Origin of the sequence: Streptomyces sp. NPDC059740 (genome assembly GCF_042733155.1) — a bacterium.
Classification (GTDB): Bacteria; Actinomycetota; Actinomycetes; order Streptomycetales; family Streptomycetaceae; genus Streptomyces.
Window position 1 is genome coordinate 16,399 of the sequence record NZ_JBHWGP010000043.1, and the last position, 15,718, is coordinate 32,116.

At 75.1% G+C, this 15,718-nt stretch carries 11 protein-coding genes; 5 read left to right on the forward strand and 6 right to left on the reverse strand.

What is annotated here, in order from left to right; genetic code table 11:
* The first annotated feature begins 51 nt into the window (after nt 1–51).
* Nucleotides 52–582, forward strand: coding sequence for a GNAT family N-acetyltransferase (locus ACFV3R_RS30445; RefSeq protein ID WP_385589862.1), 531 nt, complete (start codon nt 52–54; stop codon nt 580–582).
* Between the two features lie 34 nt (nt 583–616).
* On the opposite strand, the gene ACFV3R_RS30450 is transcribed toward ACFV3R_RS30445, so the two are convergent.
* Both ACFV3R_RS30450 and ACFV3R_RS30455 read right to left on the reverse strand, forming a co-directional pair.
* Nucleotides 617–1,684: a biotin/lipoate A/B protein ligase family protein gene (locus tag ACFV3R_RS30450; RefSeq protein ID WP_385589864.1), complete on the reverse strand. Its 1,068-nt coding sequence runs from the start codon at nt 1,682–1,684 to the stop codon at nt 617–619.
* Nucleotides 1,685–1,843: 159 nt separating this feature from the next.
* Nucleotides 1,844–2,686: an NAD-dependent deacetylase gene (locus ACFV3R_RS30455; RefSeq protein ID WP_385589866.1), complete on the reverse strand. Its 843-nt coding sequence runs from the start codon at nt 2,684–2,686 to the stop codon at nt 1,844–1,846.
* A 125-nt stretch (nt 2,687–2,811) separates the two neighbouring features.
* Here ACFV3R_RS30455 and ACFV3R_RS30460 point away from each other — a divergent pair, with 125 nt between their 5' ends.
* The 4 genes from ACFV3R_RS30460 to ACFV3R_RS30475 all read left to right on the forward strand — a co-directional run bounded on the left by ACFV3R_RS30460 (nt 2,812) and on the right by ACFV3R_RS30475 (nt 8,848).
* Entirely contained in the window at nt 2,812–3,693 is an 882-nt protein-coding gene (locus ACFV3R_RS30460; protein ID WP_385589868.1) for an inositol monophosphatase family protein, read from the forward strand.
* 38 nt (nt 3,694–3,731) lie between these two features.
* The gene (locus ACFV3R_RS30465) at nt 3,732–5,153 is read left to right on the forward strand and encodes a phytoene desaturase family protein (RefSeq protein ID WP_385589870.1); all 1,422 of its coding nucleotides are present in this window, start codon (nt 3,732–3,734) and stop codon (nt 5,151–5,153) included.
* 125 nt (nt 5,154–5,278) lie between these two features.
* Nucleotides 5,279–5,788 (forward strand): O-acetyl-ADP-ribose deacetylase, encoded by a 510-nt coding sequence (locus ACFV3R_RS30470; RefSeq protein ID WP_385589872.1) that lies wholly within the window; start codon nt 5,279–5,281, stop codon nt 5,786–5,788.
* Between the two features lie 696 nt (nt 5,789–6,484).
* A complete protein-coding gene (locus tag ACFV3R_RS30475) occupies nt 6,485–8,848 on the forward strand; it encodes a beta-glucosidase (protein WP_385589874.1) in 2,364 nt (787 codons plus the stop codon).
* A 78-nt stretch (nt 8,849–8,926) separates the two neighbouring features.
* On the opposite strand, the gene ACFV3R_RS30480 is transcribed toward ACFV3R_RS30475, so the two are convergent.
* The 4 genes from ACFV3R_RS30480 to ACFV3R_RS30495 form a co-directional block, all read right to left on the reverse strand.
* Nucleotides 8,927–9,301: a VOC family protein gene (locus ACFV3R_RS30480; protein ID WP_385589876.1), complete on the reverse strand. Its 375-nt coding sequence runs from the start codon at nt 9,299–9,301 to the stop codon at nt 8,927–8,929.
* Between the two features lie 239 nt (nt 9,302–9,540).
* Complete coding sequence (locus ACFV3R_RS30485) at nt 9,541–12,414, reverse strand: NHLP bacteriocin export ABC transporter permease/ATPase subunit (protein ID WP_385589878.1); 2,874 nt, start codon at nt 12,412–12,414, stop codon at nt 9,541–9,543.
* A 58-nt stretch (nt 12,415–12,472) separates the two neighbouring features.
* Nucleotides 12,473–14,788, reverse strand: coding sequence for an NHLP family bacteriocin export ABC transporter peptidase/permease/ATPase subunit (locus tag ACFV3R_RS30490; protein WP_385589880.1), 2,316 nt, complete (start codon nt 14,786–14,788; stop codon nt 12,473–12,475).
* Entirely contained in the window at nt 14,785–15,591 is an 807-nt protein-coding gene (locus tag ACFV3R_RS30495) for a hypothetical protein (RefSeq protein WP_385589882.1), read from the reverse strand. The genes ACFV3R_RS30490 and ACFV3R_RS30495 overlap by 4 nt, the downstream gene beginning before the upstream one ends.
* Nucleotides 15,592–15,718 lie beyond the last annotated feature (127 nt).

Genomic DNA, 15,718 nt, shown 5'->3' on the forward strand with positions numbered 1-15,718 from the left:
TCACCCCGAAACCGGTTGTGAGCGCCTGAGGGCCGAACGGAACATGGCCCCATGAACGCTGACTACGTGATCAGGCCGGTGAGGGCCGAGGAATGGGCCACCGCCAAGGAGTTCCGGCTCGCCGCGCTGCGTGATCCGGTGGCCCCCATCGCCTTCCTGGAGACCTACGAGGAGGCACAGGCCCGGCCCGAGGAGTTCTGGCGCGCCCGCACCGCCCGGGCCGCGGCCGAGGCCGGCGCATGTCAGTTCGTGGCCGAGGGCCCGGCGGGCGACTGGGCCGGCACGATGACCGTCCTGGTCGAGGAGGCGGGGGAGAAGGACTTCCTCGGGGAGCGCGTCGAACAGCGCCAGGCGCACGTCGTCGGCGTCTTCGTCCGGCCGGAGCACCGGGGCGGGACCCTGGCACCGGCTCTGCTGCGGGCGGCCGTGGAGTGGGGCCTGAGTCGCGAGGGCGTGCGGCAGGTCCGGCTGTTCGTGCACCGGGACAACGCCCGCGCCGAGGCGTTCTACCGCAGGGCCGGGTTCGCGCGCACCCGCGAGGTGGGCGGGGAGTACGAGATGGAGTACCTGGCCGGGTCCTGACCCCGGGCCCCTCCGGCCCGTGACGCGGGCCCTCTCACGGCACCCGCGCCGTCCACTCCGGCGAGGAGAACTTCCCCGCGGCCAGCTCCTGGGCGCGGGTCATCTCCTGGTCGGTGACGGTGTCGTCCCGCCCGCCGTAGCGGGCGCGGAAGGAAGCGATCATCCGGTCGATCACCTCGGCGCGGGGCAGACCGGTCTGGCGGCGCAGCGGGTCCACCCGCTTCTTCGCGCTGGCGATGCCCTTGTCCGAGAGCTTCTCCCGGCCGATGCGCAGGACGTCGGTCATCTTCTCGGCGTCGATGTCGTACGACATCGTCACGTGGTGCAGTACGGCCCCCGCACCCGTGGCCAGGCGCTTCTGGGCGGCCCCGGCGATCTTCCCGGCCTCGGTGGCGATGTCGTTGAGGGGCTTGTACCAGGCGGTGATGCCCATGTCGCCCAGCGCCGTGAGGACCCAGTCGTCGAGGTAGGCGTAGCTCTCGGCGAAGGTCAGGCCCTGGACGAGGGAGGCGGGCACGCACAGCGAGTAGGTGATGGTGTTGCCCGGCTCGACGTACATGGCCCCGCCGCCGCTGATGCGCCGCACGACGGTGGCGCCGTGCCGGCGGGCGCCCTCCGGATCGACCTCGTTGCGCAGCGACTGGAAACTGCCGATGATCACCGCGGGCCGGTCCCACTCCCAGACCCGCAGGGTGGGCTCGCGCCGGCCCGCCGCCACCTCGGTGGCCAGGACCTCGTCGAGCGCCATGTGGAGGGCCGGGGGCTGCGGCTCGGCGTGGACGACGCGCCAGTCGAAGTCCGTCCAGTCGGTGGCCCGCGCGACGGCACGGCGCACCGCGATGCCGACCGCCTCGCTGGTGAAACCGATCAGTGCCGCGCCGGGTGGCAGGGCCGTGTCGATGCGGGCGGCGAGCCCCCGCGCGTCGACGTCGGCGGGGGCGCCCTCCAGCGCGTCGTTGATGGCGTCCAGCGCCTCGTCCGGCTCCAGGAAGAAGTCACCCGCCACGCGTACGTGGCGCAGCACGCCGCGCTCGACCTCCAGGTCGACGACCACGAGCTTGCCGCCCGGCACCTTGTACTCACCGTGGTGCTGTGCGGTCACGGCACGCTCCCTCCTCGTGTCCCGCTGCGGGACGACCACCGACGGCCTGCGCCCTCCACGACACCATGGCCAACCGCGCCGCGCCCGTGCGCATTCCAGCAGGTGGGCGCGGAGCACCCGGAAGGGTGAAGGAGTGCCCGGAGCGTCGGCGGTGACGTCTCAGCCGTTCTGCCGGCCGCTCGCGGCGATCTCGCGGAGCAGGCGGGGCAGGGCCGTCCCGATCGGCTCGCGCACCACCTCGTCGGCGACCTCGTCGTAGGGCGTCGGCTCGGCGTTGACGATCACCAGCCGCGCCCCGTGCTCGGCGGCGAGACCGGCCAGGGAGGCGGCGGGCTGGACCGACAGGCTGGTGCCCACCGCGAGGAAGACGTCGCAGGCCTTCGCCACGGTCACCGCGGCGGTCAGGACCTGCGGGTCGAGCTGCTGGCCGAACATGACGGTCGCCGACTTCTGGATGCCGCCGCACTCCGGGCACCGCGGATCGGCCTCGCCCGCCTCGACCCGCTCCAGTTCCCGCGCCATGGGTGCCCGCCGGTCACAGACCGTGCACACCACCGTGCGTGCCGTGCCGTGCAGCTCCAAAACCTTGCGGTCGGGCAGTCCGGCGCGCTGGTGGAGCCCGTCGACGTTCTGGGTGATCACGCGTACCGGCACGCCCGCGCGCTCCAGCTCCACCACCGCCTCGTGGGCCGCGTTGGGCCGGGCCCGCAGCGCCGGGCTGGTGCGGCGCATCTGCCAGGAGCGGCGCCGGATGCCGGGGTCGGTCATGTAGAGGTCGTAGGTGACGAGCTTCTCGGCCTCCGGGTCGCGCCGCCACACGCCGTTCGGCCCCCGGTAGTCGGGGATGCCGGAGTCGGTGGAGATGCCGGCGCCGGTCAGCAGCGCCACCAGGGGTCGCTCGCCGGCCGGCGACGCGGCGGGTTCGGCCCCGTCCTCGGGCAGGGCCCCCGCCCGTCGCGTAACGTGCCCGGGAGGTTCGGGGAAGGCGTCGGTACCGCTCATGACCGCGAGGGTAGGGGAGGGGAGGACCGGGGGCGAGTGGGGGGCGGGCGGTGGCAACCTGCTGTTCACCTCGGAGCAGGCGGCCGTTGGGCCGGCAGCCGTGGGGCACGTGGTTCGATGGGGACATGTCCGGAACACCGCACCCTGCACCGGGCGCCCGCCCCGGCCCGCCGTCCGCCGCACCCGACCCCCTCGACGCCGTCGACCTGGCCGCCGTGGAGCAGGCGATCCGGGACGCGGCCCGGGACCAGGTGGTCCCCCGCTTCCGGCGGCTCACCGCCGTGGAGGTCGAGCAGAAGGACGGCCCCCACGACCTCGTCACCGTCGCCGACCGGCTCGCGGAGTTGCAGCTGACCGAGGCGCTGACCCGGCTCCTGCCCGGCTCCCGCGTCGTCGGGGAGGAGGCGGTCCACGCCGACCCGCTGCTGCTCGACGCGCTCGACGGCACCGACCCGGTGTGGATCGTCGACCCGGTCGACGGCACCCGCCAGTTCGTCCACGGCGACCCCGGCTTCGCCACCCTCGTCGCCCTGGCCCACCACGGGGAGGTCCTCGCCTCCTGGACCTACGCACCCGCCCTCGGCCTGATGGCGACGGCCGTGCGCGGCGGCGGGGCGTGGCTGGCCGGCCGGCGGCTGACCGCCGGGTCGCCGCCACCGGGCGCCGGCCTCGAAGTGGCCACCTCGCACCCCCTCTTCACCACCGACGCCGAGAAGGCGACGCTCGCCCGGCTCGACGTGCCGGGAGTCGCGCCGCGCCCGTGCGGATCGGCCGGACTGGAGTACCTGAAGGTGGCGTGCGGGGAGCTGGCCGGCGTCGTCTTCGGCTGGGAGAAGCCCTGGGACCATGCGGCCGGGCTGCTGCTGGTCCACGAGGCCGGCGGGGCGAGCGCCACCGCCGCGGGCCGCCCCTTCCGCCTCGCCGGCGGCAACGCCCTGCCCTTCACCGCGGCGCGTGACACGTCGGTGGTGCGGCGTATCCTCGGCCTGCTGGCGGCCGGTGACTGACCGTCGGCACCGAGGTCGCCTACGAGGGGAGTGACACGGTGACGTCCGTGCTCGACGCAGTGGTGGTCGGGGCCGGCCCCAACGGGCTGACAGCCGCCGTGGAGCTGGCCCGCCGGGGCATGTCCGTGGAGGTGTTCGAGGCGCGCGAGACGGTCGGCGGCGGGGCCCGCACGGCGGAGCTGACCCTCCCCGGCTTCCGCCACGACACGTGCTCGGCGGTGCACCCCATGGCGATCGGCTCCCCGGCCTTCGCCGCCATGCCGCTCGCCCGGCACGGCCTGACCTGGCTCCACGCCGACATCGCCATGGCCCAGCCGCTCGCCGACGGCACCGCCGCCGTCCTGACCGGCTCGGTGGGCGAGACCGCGATGTCGCTCGGCCCCCGCGACGCAGGCACCTACCGACGGCTCGTCGCCCCGTTCGTGGGGCACTGGGACACGCTGGCCGCGGACTTCCTGCGCACCCAGTGGCTCGGCCTGCCCCGCGACCCCGTGCGCTACGCCCGGTTCGGCCTGGTCGCCGGCCTCCCGGTGGACGTGCTGGGCCGCCGCTTCCGCGACGACCGGGCCCGCGCGCTGCTGGCCGGCATGGCCGGGCACCTCATCGCGCCCACCGGCGCGATCGGGACCGCCGGCGCCGCGCTGATGTTCGCCCTCGCGGCGCACCACGGCGGCTGGCCGATGCCGCGCGGCGGCTCCCAGGCCCTCTCCGACGCCCTCACCTCCCTGCTGCGCGAGCACGGCGGGGAGGTCCACACCGGGTTCGAGGTCAAGCGTCTGGACGACCTGCCGCCCGCCCGCGCGTACCTCTTCGACACTTCCCCGACCGCGATGGCCCGCATCGCCGGACTCGGTGACGCCTACACCGGCACGCGGTACGGCCCCGGTGTCTTCAAGATCGACTATGCGCTGGACGGGCCCGTTCCGTGGACCGCCGAGCCCGTCCGCCGGGCCGGCACCGTGCACGTCGGGGCGTCCAGCGGTGAGATCCGCACCGCGCTGCGGCAGGTGGCCGTGGACGGTACGCCCCCCGACCGGCCGCTGCTGATCGCCGCCCAGCCCTCCCTGGTGGACGACACCCGGGCCCCGGCGGGCAAGCACACCTTCTGGGTCTACGGTCACGTGCCCAACGGCTGGCGCGGGGACCTCACCGACGCGGTGGAGCGGCAACTGGAACGGTTCGCGCCGGGCTTCCGCGATCTGGTGCTGGCCCGCGCCACCGCCGGCCCGCCCGAGTTCGCGGCGGCCAACGCCAACTACGTGGGCGGCGACATCTACGCCGGCTCCGCGGTGGGCCTGCGGATGCTGGTGCGTCCCAAGCTCACCCGCAACCCCTACCGGACGGCGCACCCGGCGGTCTTCCTGTGCTCCCAGTCCGCGCCGCCCGGCCCCGGTGTCCACGGCATGTCGGGGCACCACGCGGCGCGGCAGGTGTGGCGGAGCCTGCGGACCGACCGCTGAGCCCCCCGTCCGGAGGGGTGGCGCCGGGGGCCGGCGCGCGGGTGAGCCGTGGCGGTCCGGGAACGCGGGGCGGTGGGGGCGCACAGTGGCCTGGGGTCCGGCCCCCGTCCGGCGAAGGAGAACTGATGACCGCCCTCACCCTGGTACGCGGTGACATCACCGAGCAGTCGGTGGACGCCGTCGTCAACGCCGCCAACTCCTCGCTGCTGGGCGGCGGCGGGGTCGACGGTGCGATCCACCGCAGGGGCGGGCCGGACATCCTGGCCGAGTGCCGCGCGTTGCGGGCGGGGCGGTACGGCGAGGGCCTGCCCACGGGCGAGGCCGTGGCCACCACCGCCGGGCGACTGCCGGCCCGCTGGGTGATCCACACCGTGGGCCCCGCCCACACCGAGGACGAGGACCGCTCCCCCCTCCTGGCCTCCTGCTACCGCTCCTCGCTGCGGGTCGCCGACGAACTGGACGCGCACGCGGTGGCCTTCCCCGCCGTCTCCGCGGGCGTCTACGGCTGGCCGCTGGACGAGGCGGCCCGCATCGCCGTCGACACCGTCCGGCAGACCCCGGCCCGGGTGGCGGAAGTCCGCTTCGTCCTGTTCGACCCACGGGCCTACGACGCCTTCGCTGCCCGGATCGACTGACCCGCGCTTCGCAACTTTCTGGGTTTTCCTCGGTAATCTCAGGCTCCCCGTGCCCCGCCCTTCGGCGGCCTCCATGGTGAAACCGCAGGCCGGCCGGTATCAACGAGCCGGCCGGCGGAGGCGGCAGTGGCACAGCTCGTGTGCTTCCTCTTGACCACCCGCAGGGGCGGGCTTACGGTGACGCAGAAATTTCTGAACGGTTGTAGAAACTTTCTGAACCAGGCTTCGCGGGACGGGGAAAGCGCCGTCCGGCAGCCGCGAGCCGGTGTGAGGCGGTGTCATGGGGACCCGATCGGAGCAGGCGTCACCGGCCGCCCGCGAACGCACCGACCGGCCCGTGGGAGCGCCGCACCGAACGGGCCGGGGGCCCCGGGCCCGGGAAGGGTGCGGGGCGGGCGAGGTGACGGGGCGTCGGAGCGCCGCCGGACCGCCTCGCCGCCGGCCCCCACCGGGGAGCGGACGGGCCCCGCGGGCCCCGGCGGTGGCGACCGCCGACTCCACCGCCACCACGTCCGCCAGGTGCACACGGGGGCCGGCTCCGGCTTCCTCACCGGCAGCGAAGGACCCGCCGTGCCCTGCGACCCGCACTGAGGAGACCGCCGGGACGCCCGGCCCGGCCCCCGCGGCGTTCCGGCCCGCCGCGGGGCCCCGCACCCGTTCGCCGGCCCACCGCCCTCCACCCGACGGAGCACACCCATGTCCGCACACCCCGCCACCGACCTCGGCTCCGCCCCCGCCCCGTGGCAGGACACCGCTCTCCCGGCAGACAAGCGCCTCGACGCCCTCATGGCGGAGATGACACTGCGGGAGAAGGTCGCCCAGCTCTACGGCGTCTGGGTCGGCGTCTCGCCCGAAGACGAGGAGGTGGCGCCCCACCAGCAGGAGTACGCCACGCTGTCCGTGCCGTACGAGCAGCTCATCGAGGCGGGCCTCGGGCAGCTCACCCGCCCCTTCGGCACCGCACCCGTCGACCCCCGCACCGGTGCGGCAGGCGTGGCCAGGGCCCAGCGGGCGCTGCTCGCCGCCGGCCGGCACCGCATCCCCGCACTCGTCCACGAGGAGTGCCTGACCGGGCTCGCGGCCTGGACGGCCACCGTCTACCCCAACCCGCTGTGCTGGGGCGCCAGTTTCGACCCGGAGCTGGTGGAGCGGATGGGCGCCCAGATCGGCGCCACCATGCGGCGCCTGGGCATCCACCAGGGGCTCGCCCCCGTCCTCGACGTCACCCGCGACCTGCGCTGGGGCCGCGTGGAGGAGACCATAGGCGAGGACCCGCTGCTGGTCGGGACGATCGGCTCCGCCTACGTGCGGGGCCTGACCTCCGCGGGCGTGGTCGCCACCCTCAAACACTTCGTGGGCTACTCCGCCTCCCGCGGCGGCCGCAACCTGGCGCCCGTCTCCGCAGGGCCCCGCGAGGTCGCCGACGTGCTCCTCCCGCCGTTCGAGATGGCCCTGCTGGCGGGCGCCGACTCGGTGATGAACTCCTACGCCGACATCGACGGGGTCCCGGTCGCCGCCGACCCGGCGCTGCTGACCGGAGTGCTGCGCGACACCTACGGCTTCCAGGGCACCGTCGTCGCCGACTACTTCTCCGTCGCCTTCCTCCAGACCCTGCACCACGTGGCCGGCTCCCGCGCCGAAGCGGCCCGGCTCGCCCTCACCGCCGGCATCGACGTCGAACTGCCCACCGTGCACGCCTACGGCGAGGACCTGCTCGCCGCCGTTGAGGCCGGGGAGGTGGACGAGGCGCTGGTGGACCGGTCGGTGCGGCGGGTCCTGGCGCAGAAGCTCCGGCTCGGCCTCCTCGACGCCGACTGGGACCCCGAGGCGCCGCTCCTCCACGAGATGGGCGAGCCCGTCCTCGACGCCGAGGAGAACCGCGCCCTCGCCCGCGACCTGGCCCGGCGCTCGGTGGTGCTGCTGCGCAACACCGGTGCCCTCCCACTCGCCCCCCGGGCCCGGGTGGCCGTGGTCGGCCCCCGGGCGGCCGAGAGCGGCGCGCTGATGGGCTGCTACTCCTTCCCGCTGCACGTCGGCGTGCACCACCCCGACGTGCCGCTCGGCATCGAGGCGCCGAGCCTGCTGGACGCGCTGCGCACGGACCCCGCCGGCTACTACGTCACCCACGCCCAGGGCTGCCCCGTCCTCGGCGGCGACGAGGAGTCGATCGCCGAAGCCGCCCGGGCCGCCGCCGAGGCCGAGGTGTGCGTCGCGGTCCTCGGCGACCAGGCGGGACTGTTCGGCAGGGGCACCTCCGGTGAGGGCTGCGACGCGGCGGACCTGCGGCTGCCGGGGCGCCAGGAGGAGCTGCTGGAGGCGCTGCTGGCCACCGGTACCCCGGTGGTGCTGGTCCTGCTGGTCGGGCGCCCCTACGAACTGGCGCGGTTCCACGACCGGTTGGCCGCGGTGGTCTGCGGCTTCTTCCCCGGCGAGGAGGGCGCGGCAGCGCTCGCCGACGTCCTGTCCGGGCGCAACGACCCCGCCGGCCGACTGCCGGTCAGCTTCCCCGGCGACGGCGCGAACCAGCCGACCAGCTACCTGGCGGCACCCCTGGGCCGGCGCAGCGGCGTCAGCAACCTGGACCCCACGCCGCTGTACCCCTTCGGCCACGGGCTCTCCTACCATCCCACCCTCTGGACGGTGAACCCGCCCGCCCCGCAGGCACAGTGGGCGACGGACGGCACCTTCGAGGTGAGCGTCGCGGTCCGCAACGACGCGGAGGTCGCCGTGTCCGACGTGGTCCAGGTCTACCTCCACGACCCGGTGGCGAGCGTCGCCCGCCCCGAGCAGCTCCTCCTCGCGGCGGCCCGCGTCGACCTGGCGCCGCACTCGGAGGCCGTGGTGGGCCTCACCCTCCACGCCGACCAGACCTCGTACACCACGGCGGCGGGGGAGCGGTGCGTGGACCCGGGCGAGGTCGAACTGCGGGTGGCCGCCTCCAGCGCCGACGTGCGCGCCCGCATCCCGGTGACGATGACCGGTGAGCGCAGGCCGGTCGGGTTCGAGCGGGTGCGGGAGGCCGCGGTGCGGATCGAGCGCGGGCTGCCCGCCGGCGGGTGAGCCGAGCGCGTGCCGGAGGCAGCGCGGCCGTCGTGCTGCCTCCCCATCGCGGAGCAAGGCAGCACGGCGGGCCACCCGTCAGAGGTAGGGACGGGTGGTCAGCTCCAGACCGTGCCCGGCGGGGTCGCGGAAGTAGACGCCCCGTCCGCCGTGCTCGGTGTTGGTCTCCCCCTCGCGGCGGCACTGCGGGTCGGCCCAGTAGGTCACGCCCTCGGCTCGGAAGCGGGCCACCGCCCGGTCGAAGTGGTCCTCGGAGACCAGGAACGCGTAGTGCTGCGGCTGGATCTCGACGGGCGGTTCGGCGAACTGCAGCAGGACCCCGCCGTCCAGGCTGAGGTTGGTGAACGGCCCCCAGGAGGGGGCCTGCCGTGCCTCCAGGACCTCGCGGTAGAACGCGGCGGAGGCCACCCGGTCGGTGGCGGCGATGATGGTGTGGTTGAACAGTGCGGTCATGTTTCTCCTCCGTGGAAGACGTGGACTCGTGCGGTGGGCACGAGGCCGGAGGAGCGCGGGCGCCGCCCGCCGCGCCGGGGCCGGTCCGCGGACGGAGGACGCGGGCGGTCAGGGCACGACCGGGTCGCCGATCCGTGTGTGGCTGTCAGCCGGTCCGGTCATCACGGGGGACGGTACCGGGTCCGGCCCGGGCCTGCCAGGGCGATCCGGTGCCCGGCGACCCGGGGCACACGGCCCCCTCACCCCTGCTGCCGCCGCGCCAGCTCGTACAGTGCGCCGCCCGCCGCCATCAGCTCGGCCGGCGGGCCCTGTTCGACGATGGAGCCGTCCGCCATCACCAGGACCCGGTCGGCGTCCATGACGGTGGAGAGGCGGTGGGCGATGACGAGCCGGGAGGCGTGCAGCTGCCGGGTGCTCTCGATCACCACCCGCTGCGTCTCGTTGTCGAGCGCGCTGGTGGCCTCGTCCAGAAAGAGGATCTTCGGCCGCCGGATCAACGCCTGTGCGATCACCAGCCGTTGCCGCTGTCCGCCGGAGACCGCGCCGCTGCCCGAGATCATGGTGTGCAAGCCCATCGGCATCCGCTGCACGTCCTGCGCCAGCCCCGCCAGCGCCAGCGCCTCCCACACCTCCTCCGGGGTGAAGGGCTCCGCGCCGCGGACGCAGTCCAGGATCGTGCCGGTCAGCGGCTGCGCGTCCTGGAGCACCACCCCGCACTGTCGGCGCACCGCGGCCTGGTCCAGGGCGGAGAGGTCCTGACCGTCGTAGAGCACGCTGCCGGCCGTCGGCGTCTCGAAGCCGATGAGCAGCCGCAGCAGCGTCGACTTGCCGCAGCCGCTGGCGCCGACGACCGCCACGAACTCGCCCGGCGCCACCTCGAAGGAGACGTCGTCCAGGACCAGCGGGCCGTCCTCGCGGTAACGGAAGGACAGACCGCGCACCGCGAACGCCCCCGAGAGCACGCCGGGCCGGGCACTGCCGCCGTGCACCTCCGGCTTGGCGTCGAGGATCGGCTTGACCTGCTCGAACATGGGCAGCGCGGCGGCCACCCCCACCAGCGCGTTGGTGAGCTGGGTCGCGGACTGGAGCAGCATGGTGACGGCGGTCTGGAACGTCAGGAACGCCGCCGCCGACATGGTGCCGCGCGCCGGGCCGGCCAGCAGCGCGAAGACCAGCAGGGAGCACAGCGGCAGGTAGACCGCGTCCACGGCGACGGTGATGTTGCGGATGTGCCCGGCCCGCTGCTGGAGGTCGCGGGAGCGGGCGAAACCGCGGGCCCACGCCGCGTAGGCGAAGCTCTCCGCCGCCGCCACCCGCAGCTTCGGCAGGCCCCGAAGCGTCTGGTAGGCCTGGTTGTTGAGCTTGTTCTCCTGCTCCACCAGGCGTCGCTGCCACCGCACCTGCCACAGCCCCAGCGCGCTGAAGACGCCGGCGATCACCACCAGCATGCCGACGGCCGCCAGCGCCAGCGGCACGCTGTAGTACAGCAGCAGGGCCATGTTGACCACACCGATCGTGCCGGCCTGGAGCACCACCGGCGCCACCCCCGACAGCACCCGGCGGATGGCGCTGACGCCCATGGCCGCACTGGCCAGTTCACCGGTGGAGCGCCCCGCGAAGAAGCGGGTGGGCAGCCGCAGCAGCCGGTCCCACACCGCGGGCTGCAGCGCGCCCTCCAGCCGCCCCTCCAGCCGCAGCAGCGTCAGGTTCTCCGTCAGCGAGAACGCGGCCGCCACCACCGCCGAGAGGACCACCGCCAGCGCCACCTGCACGATCGGCCCGCGCTCGGCCTGCGGCACCAGGGAGCCCAGCACATGGCCGGTCGCCACCGGCACCAGCGAACCGAGCGCCACGGTCACCAGCCCGGCGAGCGCCAGGCGGCGCAGGTCGCGGCCGGTGCCGCGGGCGCTGAACCGCAGCAGCCGCCACATCGTCATCGGCTCGTCGGGCAGCGGCCGGTAGAGCATCACGGCCCGCGGCTCCAGCTCACCGGCCGCGTCCGCGTCCAACCGGACCCGGCTGCCGGTGGCGGGATTGACCGCCTCGTACCGGCCGCGTCGGAAGAGCAGCGCCACGGGCGCACCGGAGCGGGCCCGGTAGCCGACCAGCGGGCCGTGGTCCTCCCGCCACCACCGGCCGGCCAGCCGCACCGCGCGGGTCCGTATCCGGGCGGCGGTGGCGACCCGCTCCACCGGGTCCGCGTCCGGGTCGACGACCACGCCCCGGGGCGGCTCGGTCAGCCGCATCCCGCAGTCCTCGGCGACCACCCGGCACACCGCGAACGCCCCGTCGGTGCCGTCCTGCGCCGCGCCGCGCCGCGCCGAGCGGCGGCGGCCCCCGATGGCGGCGACCAACGCCTGGTCGGCCCGGTCGCGTACGTCCTCACCGGCACGGATGCCGGCCGCGGTGCGGTCCTCGTGCGCGCGCTCGTGGGCCTCGATCCACCGGTCGACCGCCAGCCCCAACCGGTACTGCTGGTTGACCATCCGCTGCCACAGGGCGCCGTCCATCAGCAGGTCGCCAGCGGCCTGAGCGCTGTACTCGGCCCCGTAGCGGACGCTGCCCGGGGGCACCGGCAGCCACAGCAGGTCGTCCTCGTCGACCTCCTCGCCCTCCAGACCCGTGGGCCCGCCCAGCGGCACCTCGAAGAGCACCCCGAGGCTGCGGCTGACACCGAGCGCCACGGCGTGCTCCAGGGGCGAGGGCGCGCCGCCGTACCCGCCGGCGCCGGACCACTCCGGGGCGTAGGGGTCGGGAGCCGCCCCGCCCCATCCGCCGCCCCACGGGTCCTGGCCCTCCCAGGCACCCTGCGGCCCGCCTTGCCCCGCCCCGCCGGGCTGGTAGAGCTCCCGCAGCGGGATGCGGCGCAGCGCGCAGTCCTGCGCCGGCCGGCCCACCAGCGTGTGGCGCGGGCCGGTGACGGGCCCGGGCAGTGCCGCGCCCACCTCCAGCCGGCCCAGGAAGTGCCAGTGGCCGTCCACCTCCGCGTCGACGGCGAAGAGGTCGAGGGCCCCGGCCACCACCAGCCAGAGCACCTGCGGGCCCTCCAGCGGCAGACTGCGCAGTCCGGCGCCTGCCACGGGAGCGCCCAGCGCGCCCAGGGCCTGCACCACCTCGTCGCCGGCGCCGAGCAGGCCGGGCGCCGGGTGCGGGTGGCCGGCGGGTGAGGTCTCAGTGATCGCGGTGCTCCTTCATCAGCTCGGCGTACGCGCCGCCGGCCACGGCCAGTTCCTCGTGCCGCCCCCGCTCCACGACCGTGCCGTGGTCCAGTACCAGGATCTCGTCGCTGTCGCGGACCGTGCTCAGCCGGTGGGCGATGACCACGCAGGCGCAGCCGCGGCGGCGGAGGTTGTCCATGACGACCTGCTCGGTGCGGGCGTCCAGCGCGCTGGTCACCTCGTCCAGCACCAGGACGCTGGGGCGGCGCACCAGCGCACGGGCGATCTCCAGCCGTTGCCGCTGGCCCCCGGAGAGGTTGCGGCCGTCCTGTTCGACCCGGCTGTGCACACCCTCCGGGCGCCGCGCCACCAGCTCCTCGTACAACGCCGCGTCCCGCAGTGCCTCGACCACCGCTTCGTCGGGGACCGAGGGGTCCCACAGCGCCACGTTGTCGCGGATCGTGCCCTCGAAGAGGAAGACGTCCTGGTCGACGAAGGAGACGGAGGCGGCGAGCGAGCCGCGGGGGATGTCCGCCAGGGGCCGGCCGTCGATGCGGATCGTGCCCTGCCACGGGCTGTAGAGCCCCGAGACCAGCCGCGAGACGGTGGACTTCCCGCTGCCGGAGCCGCCGACCAGCGCCACCTGCCGGCCCGGGCCGACGGTCAGGTCGAAGTCCCGCAGCAGGGGTTCGTCCAGCGGGTTGTAGCCGAAGGTGACGCCGGAGAGCTCCACGTGGCCGGCCAGGCGGCGGGTGGAGTCGTCGGGGCGGGAGCGGGTGTAGAGGGAGTCGACCGGGAAGTTCTCCACGTCCCGCAGGCGTGCCACGTCGGCGGAGAGGTCCTGGATGCGCCCCGCGACGCCGTTCAGCCGGGTGAGAGGGGCGGTGAAGCGGGTCACCAGTGCCTGGAAGGCCACCAGGAGCCCGACGGAGAGGTGGCCGTCGACCGCGCGCAGGCCGCCGACGCCGAGGATGAGGGCGCTGTTGAGGGTGGCCAGCGCCGGGGCGACCACGGACAGCACCGCGGTCGGCACGCCCAGACGCTGCTGCTCCTCCAGCGTCACGGCGTGCTGTCCGGCCCAGCGGCGGAAGAAGCCGTCCTCGCCGCCGGTGGCCTTCATGGTCTCCATCAGCTGCAGACCGGTGTAGGCGGTCGAGGTCAGCCGGGCGCTGTCGGCCCGCAGCTTCTGCGTGCGGGTCGCCCGCAGCCGCACCACCAGCCGCATCGCCACGACGTTGAGCAGCGCCAGGCCGATGCCCATCACCGTCAGCTGCGGGTCGTAGGTCCACAGCAGCAGGGCGTAGAGCACGACCACGACGCCGTCCACCGCGGCGGACGCCAGGTCACGGGCGAGCGTCTCGGCCACGGTGTCGTTGGACCGCAGCCGCTGCACCAGGTCCGCGGGGCCGCGCTGGGCGAAGAAGGTCACCGGCAGCCGCAGCAGGTGCCGCAGGAAGCGGGCGCTGCTCAGCGTGGAGGAGATGATCCGGCCGCGGAGCAGGTTGGCCTGCTGCACCGCGGTGAGGACGGCGGTCAGCACCACCGTCACCGCCATCGACGCGAACAGTGGGCCGAGCAGCGAGGAGCGGCCGTCCAGGAGGAAGGTGTCGATGAAGGTGCGGCTGAGCGAGGGCACCGCCGCTCCGACCCCCACCAGCAGCAGGCTCGCCAGCAGCGAGGCCAGCAGGGTGCCGCTGGTGCCGCGCAGCCGGGCAGGCAGCGAACGCAGCATGCCGGGGCGCCGGCCGCCGCGCCGGAAGGAGGCGTCCGGCTCCATCACCAGCACCACGCCCGTGAAGCTGGTGTCGAACTCCTCCGCGGGCACAAAACGGCGGCCCTTGTCGGGGTCGTTGATGTGGACGCCGCGCCGCCCCCACCGCCGCCCCATGCCGTCGTAGACGACGTAGTGGTTGAACTCCCAGAACAGCACGGCAGGCGCGGCCACCTCCGCCAGCGCCTCCGGCTCCATCTGCATGCCCTTGGCGCGCAGGCCGTAGGAGCGCGCGGCCTTCAGCAGGTTGCTGGCGCGCGAGCCGTCGCGGGAGACGCCGCAGGCGATGCGGAGCTCCTCCAGCGGCACGTGGCGGCCGTGGTGGGCCAGGACCATGGCCAGCGAGGCCGCGCCGCACTCCAGCGCCTCCATCTGCAGGACGGTGGGGGTGCGCACGGTACGGGGACCCCGGCGAGGGGTCTCGCCGCCCCGCGGGGCCCGGCGCCGTCCGCGCGAGGGTTCGGCGCGCCGGCTCCGGGCCGCCTCGGGGCGGTGCCGGCCGCTGGTCCCGGCGGGTGCCGGCCGCGGTGGGCCGGCGGCTTGCGGAGGGGTCGTCACGGAAGGAGCCAATCGATCGGGTGCCGTGCGGCCAGCTGCACCGTGCCCGTGGCCGGTGTCATGGAGGTCAGGTGGAACGGGGGCCCGTGCGGCGAGGACCAGGCGTAGCCGGACGGAGTACCGGACGAGCGGTCCAGACGCACCTGGACGGCGACCGGGGGGCCGTCGCGGGTGAACTCGCGGGCCAGGTCGTCGCTGCCGAGGAAGGCGGCGACCTGGCGGCGGGAGGTCGCGGTCCGGCCGGTGGCCAGCACCCGGCCGCGCAGGGTGCCGTAGGTCCCGGCGGGCGCCGACTGCACCGAGAGGTTCACCACGGCGCCCCGCGGCACCGAGGCACCCCGCTCCGCCGGCAGGTACAGGGTGGCCGTCAGCGGGTCGTCGGCGTGGCGCACCCGCTCCACGGAGGCAACGTCGCTCCCGGCGCCCAGCACCGAGCCGATGGCGGTGTCCAGGCCGGTGAGGCGGCCGGCGGCGAGGGTGCGCACCGAGGTCTCACCACGGGCGGTGCGGACCCGCAGCAGCGGGGTGCCGGCCGGGAGGAGGGAGCCCTCCTTCGCCAGTACGGCCGTCACCTGCCCGGCCACCGGGCTCTGCAGGACGTAGCTGCCCTGGCCGTGGGTGAGGATGCCGGGGCCCTCCAGCGTGTCGGAGACGGCGCCCGTCACGGCCCAGCCGGTGGCCAGCGCCATCACCACCAGGGAGACGGCCAGCGCGATCCAGCCGCGGGGGCGGGCCAGCCGTACCGGGAGGTCGATGTCCTCGGAGGACTGCAGCTTGGAGAGGGCCTGCTGGCGGAACTGCACGGAAGTCTTTCCCCCACTGCCGGTGGAGCGGTGCCCCGGGAGGCCTCCAGGGCTTCCGAACACCCGCAGCCGTGGGCGCGGTTGCCCGCGGGCGTGGCGGGCGGCGGAGCCGGTGGGGAGGCCGGGG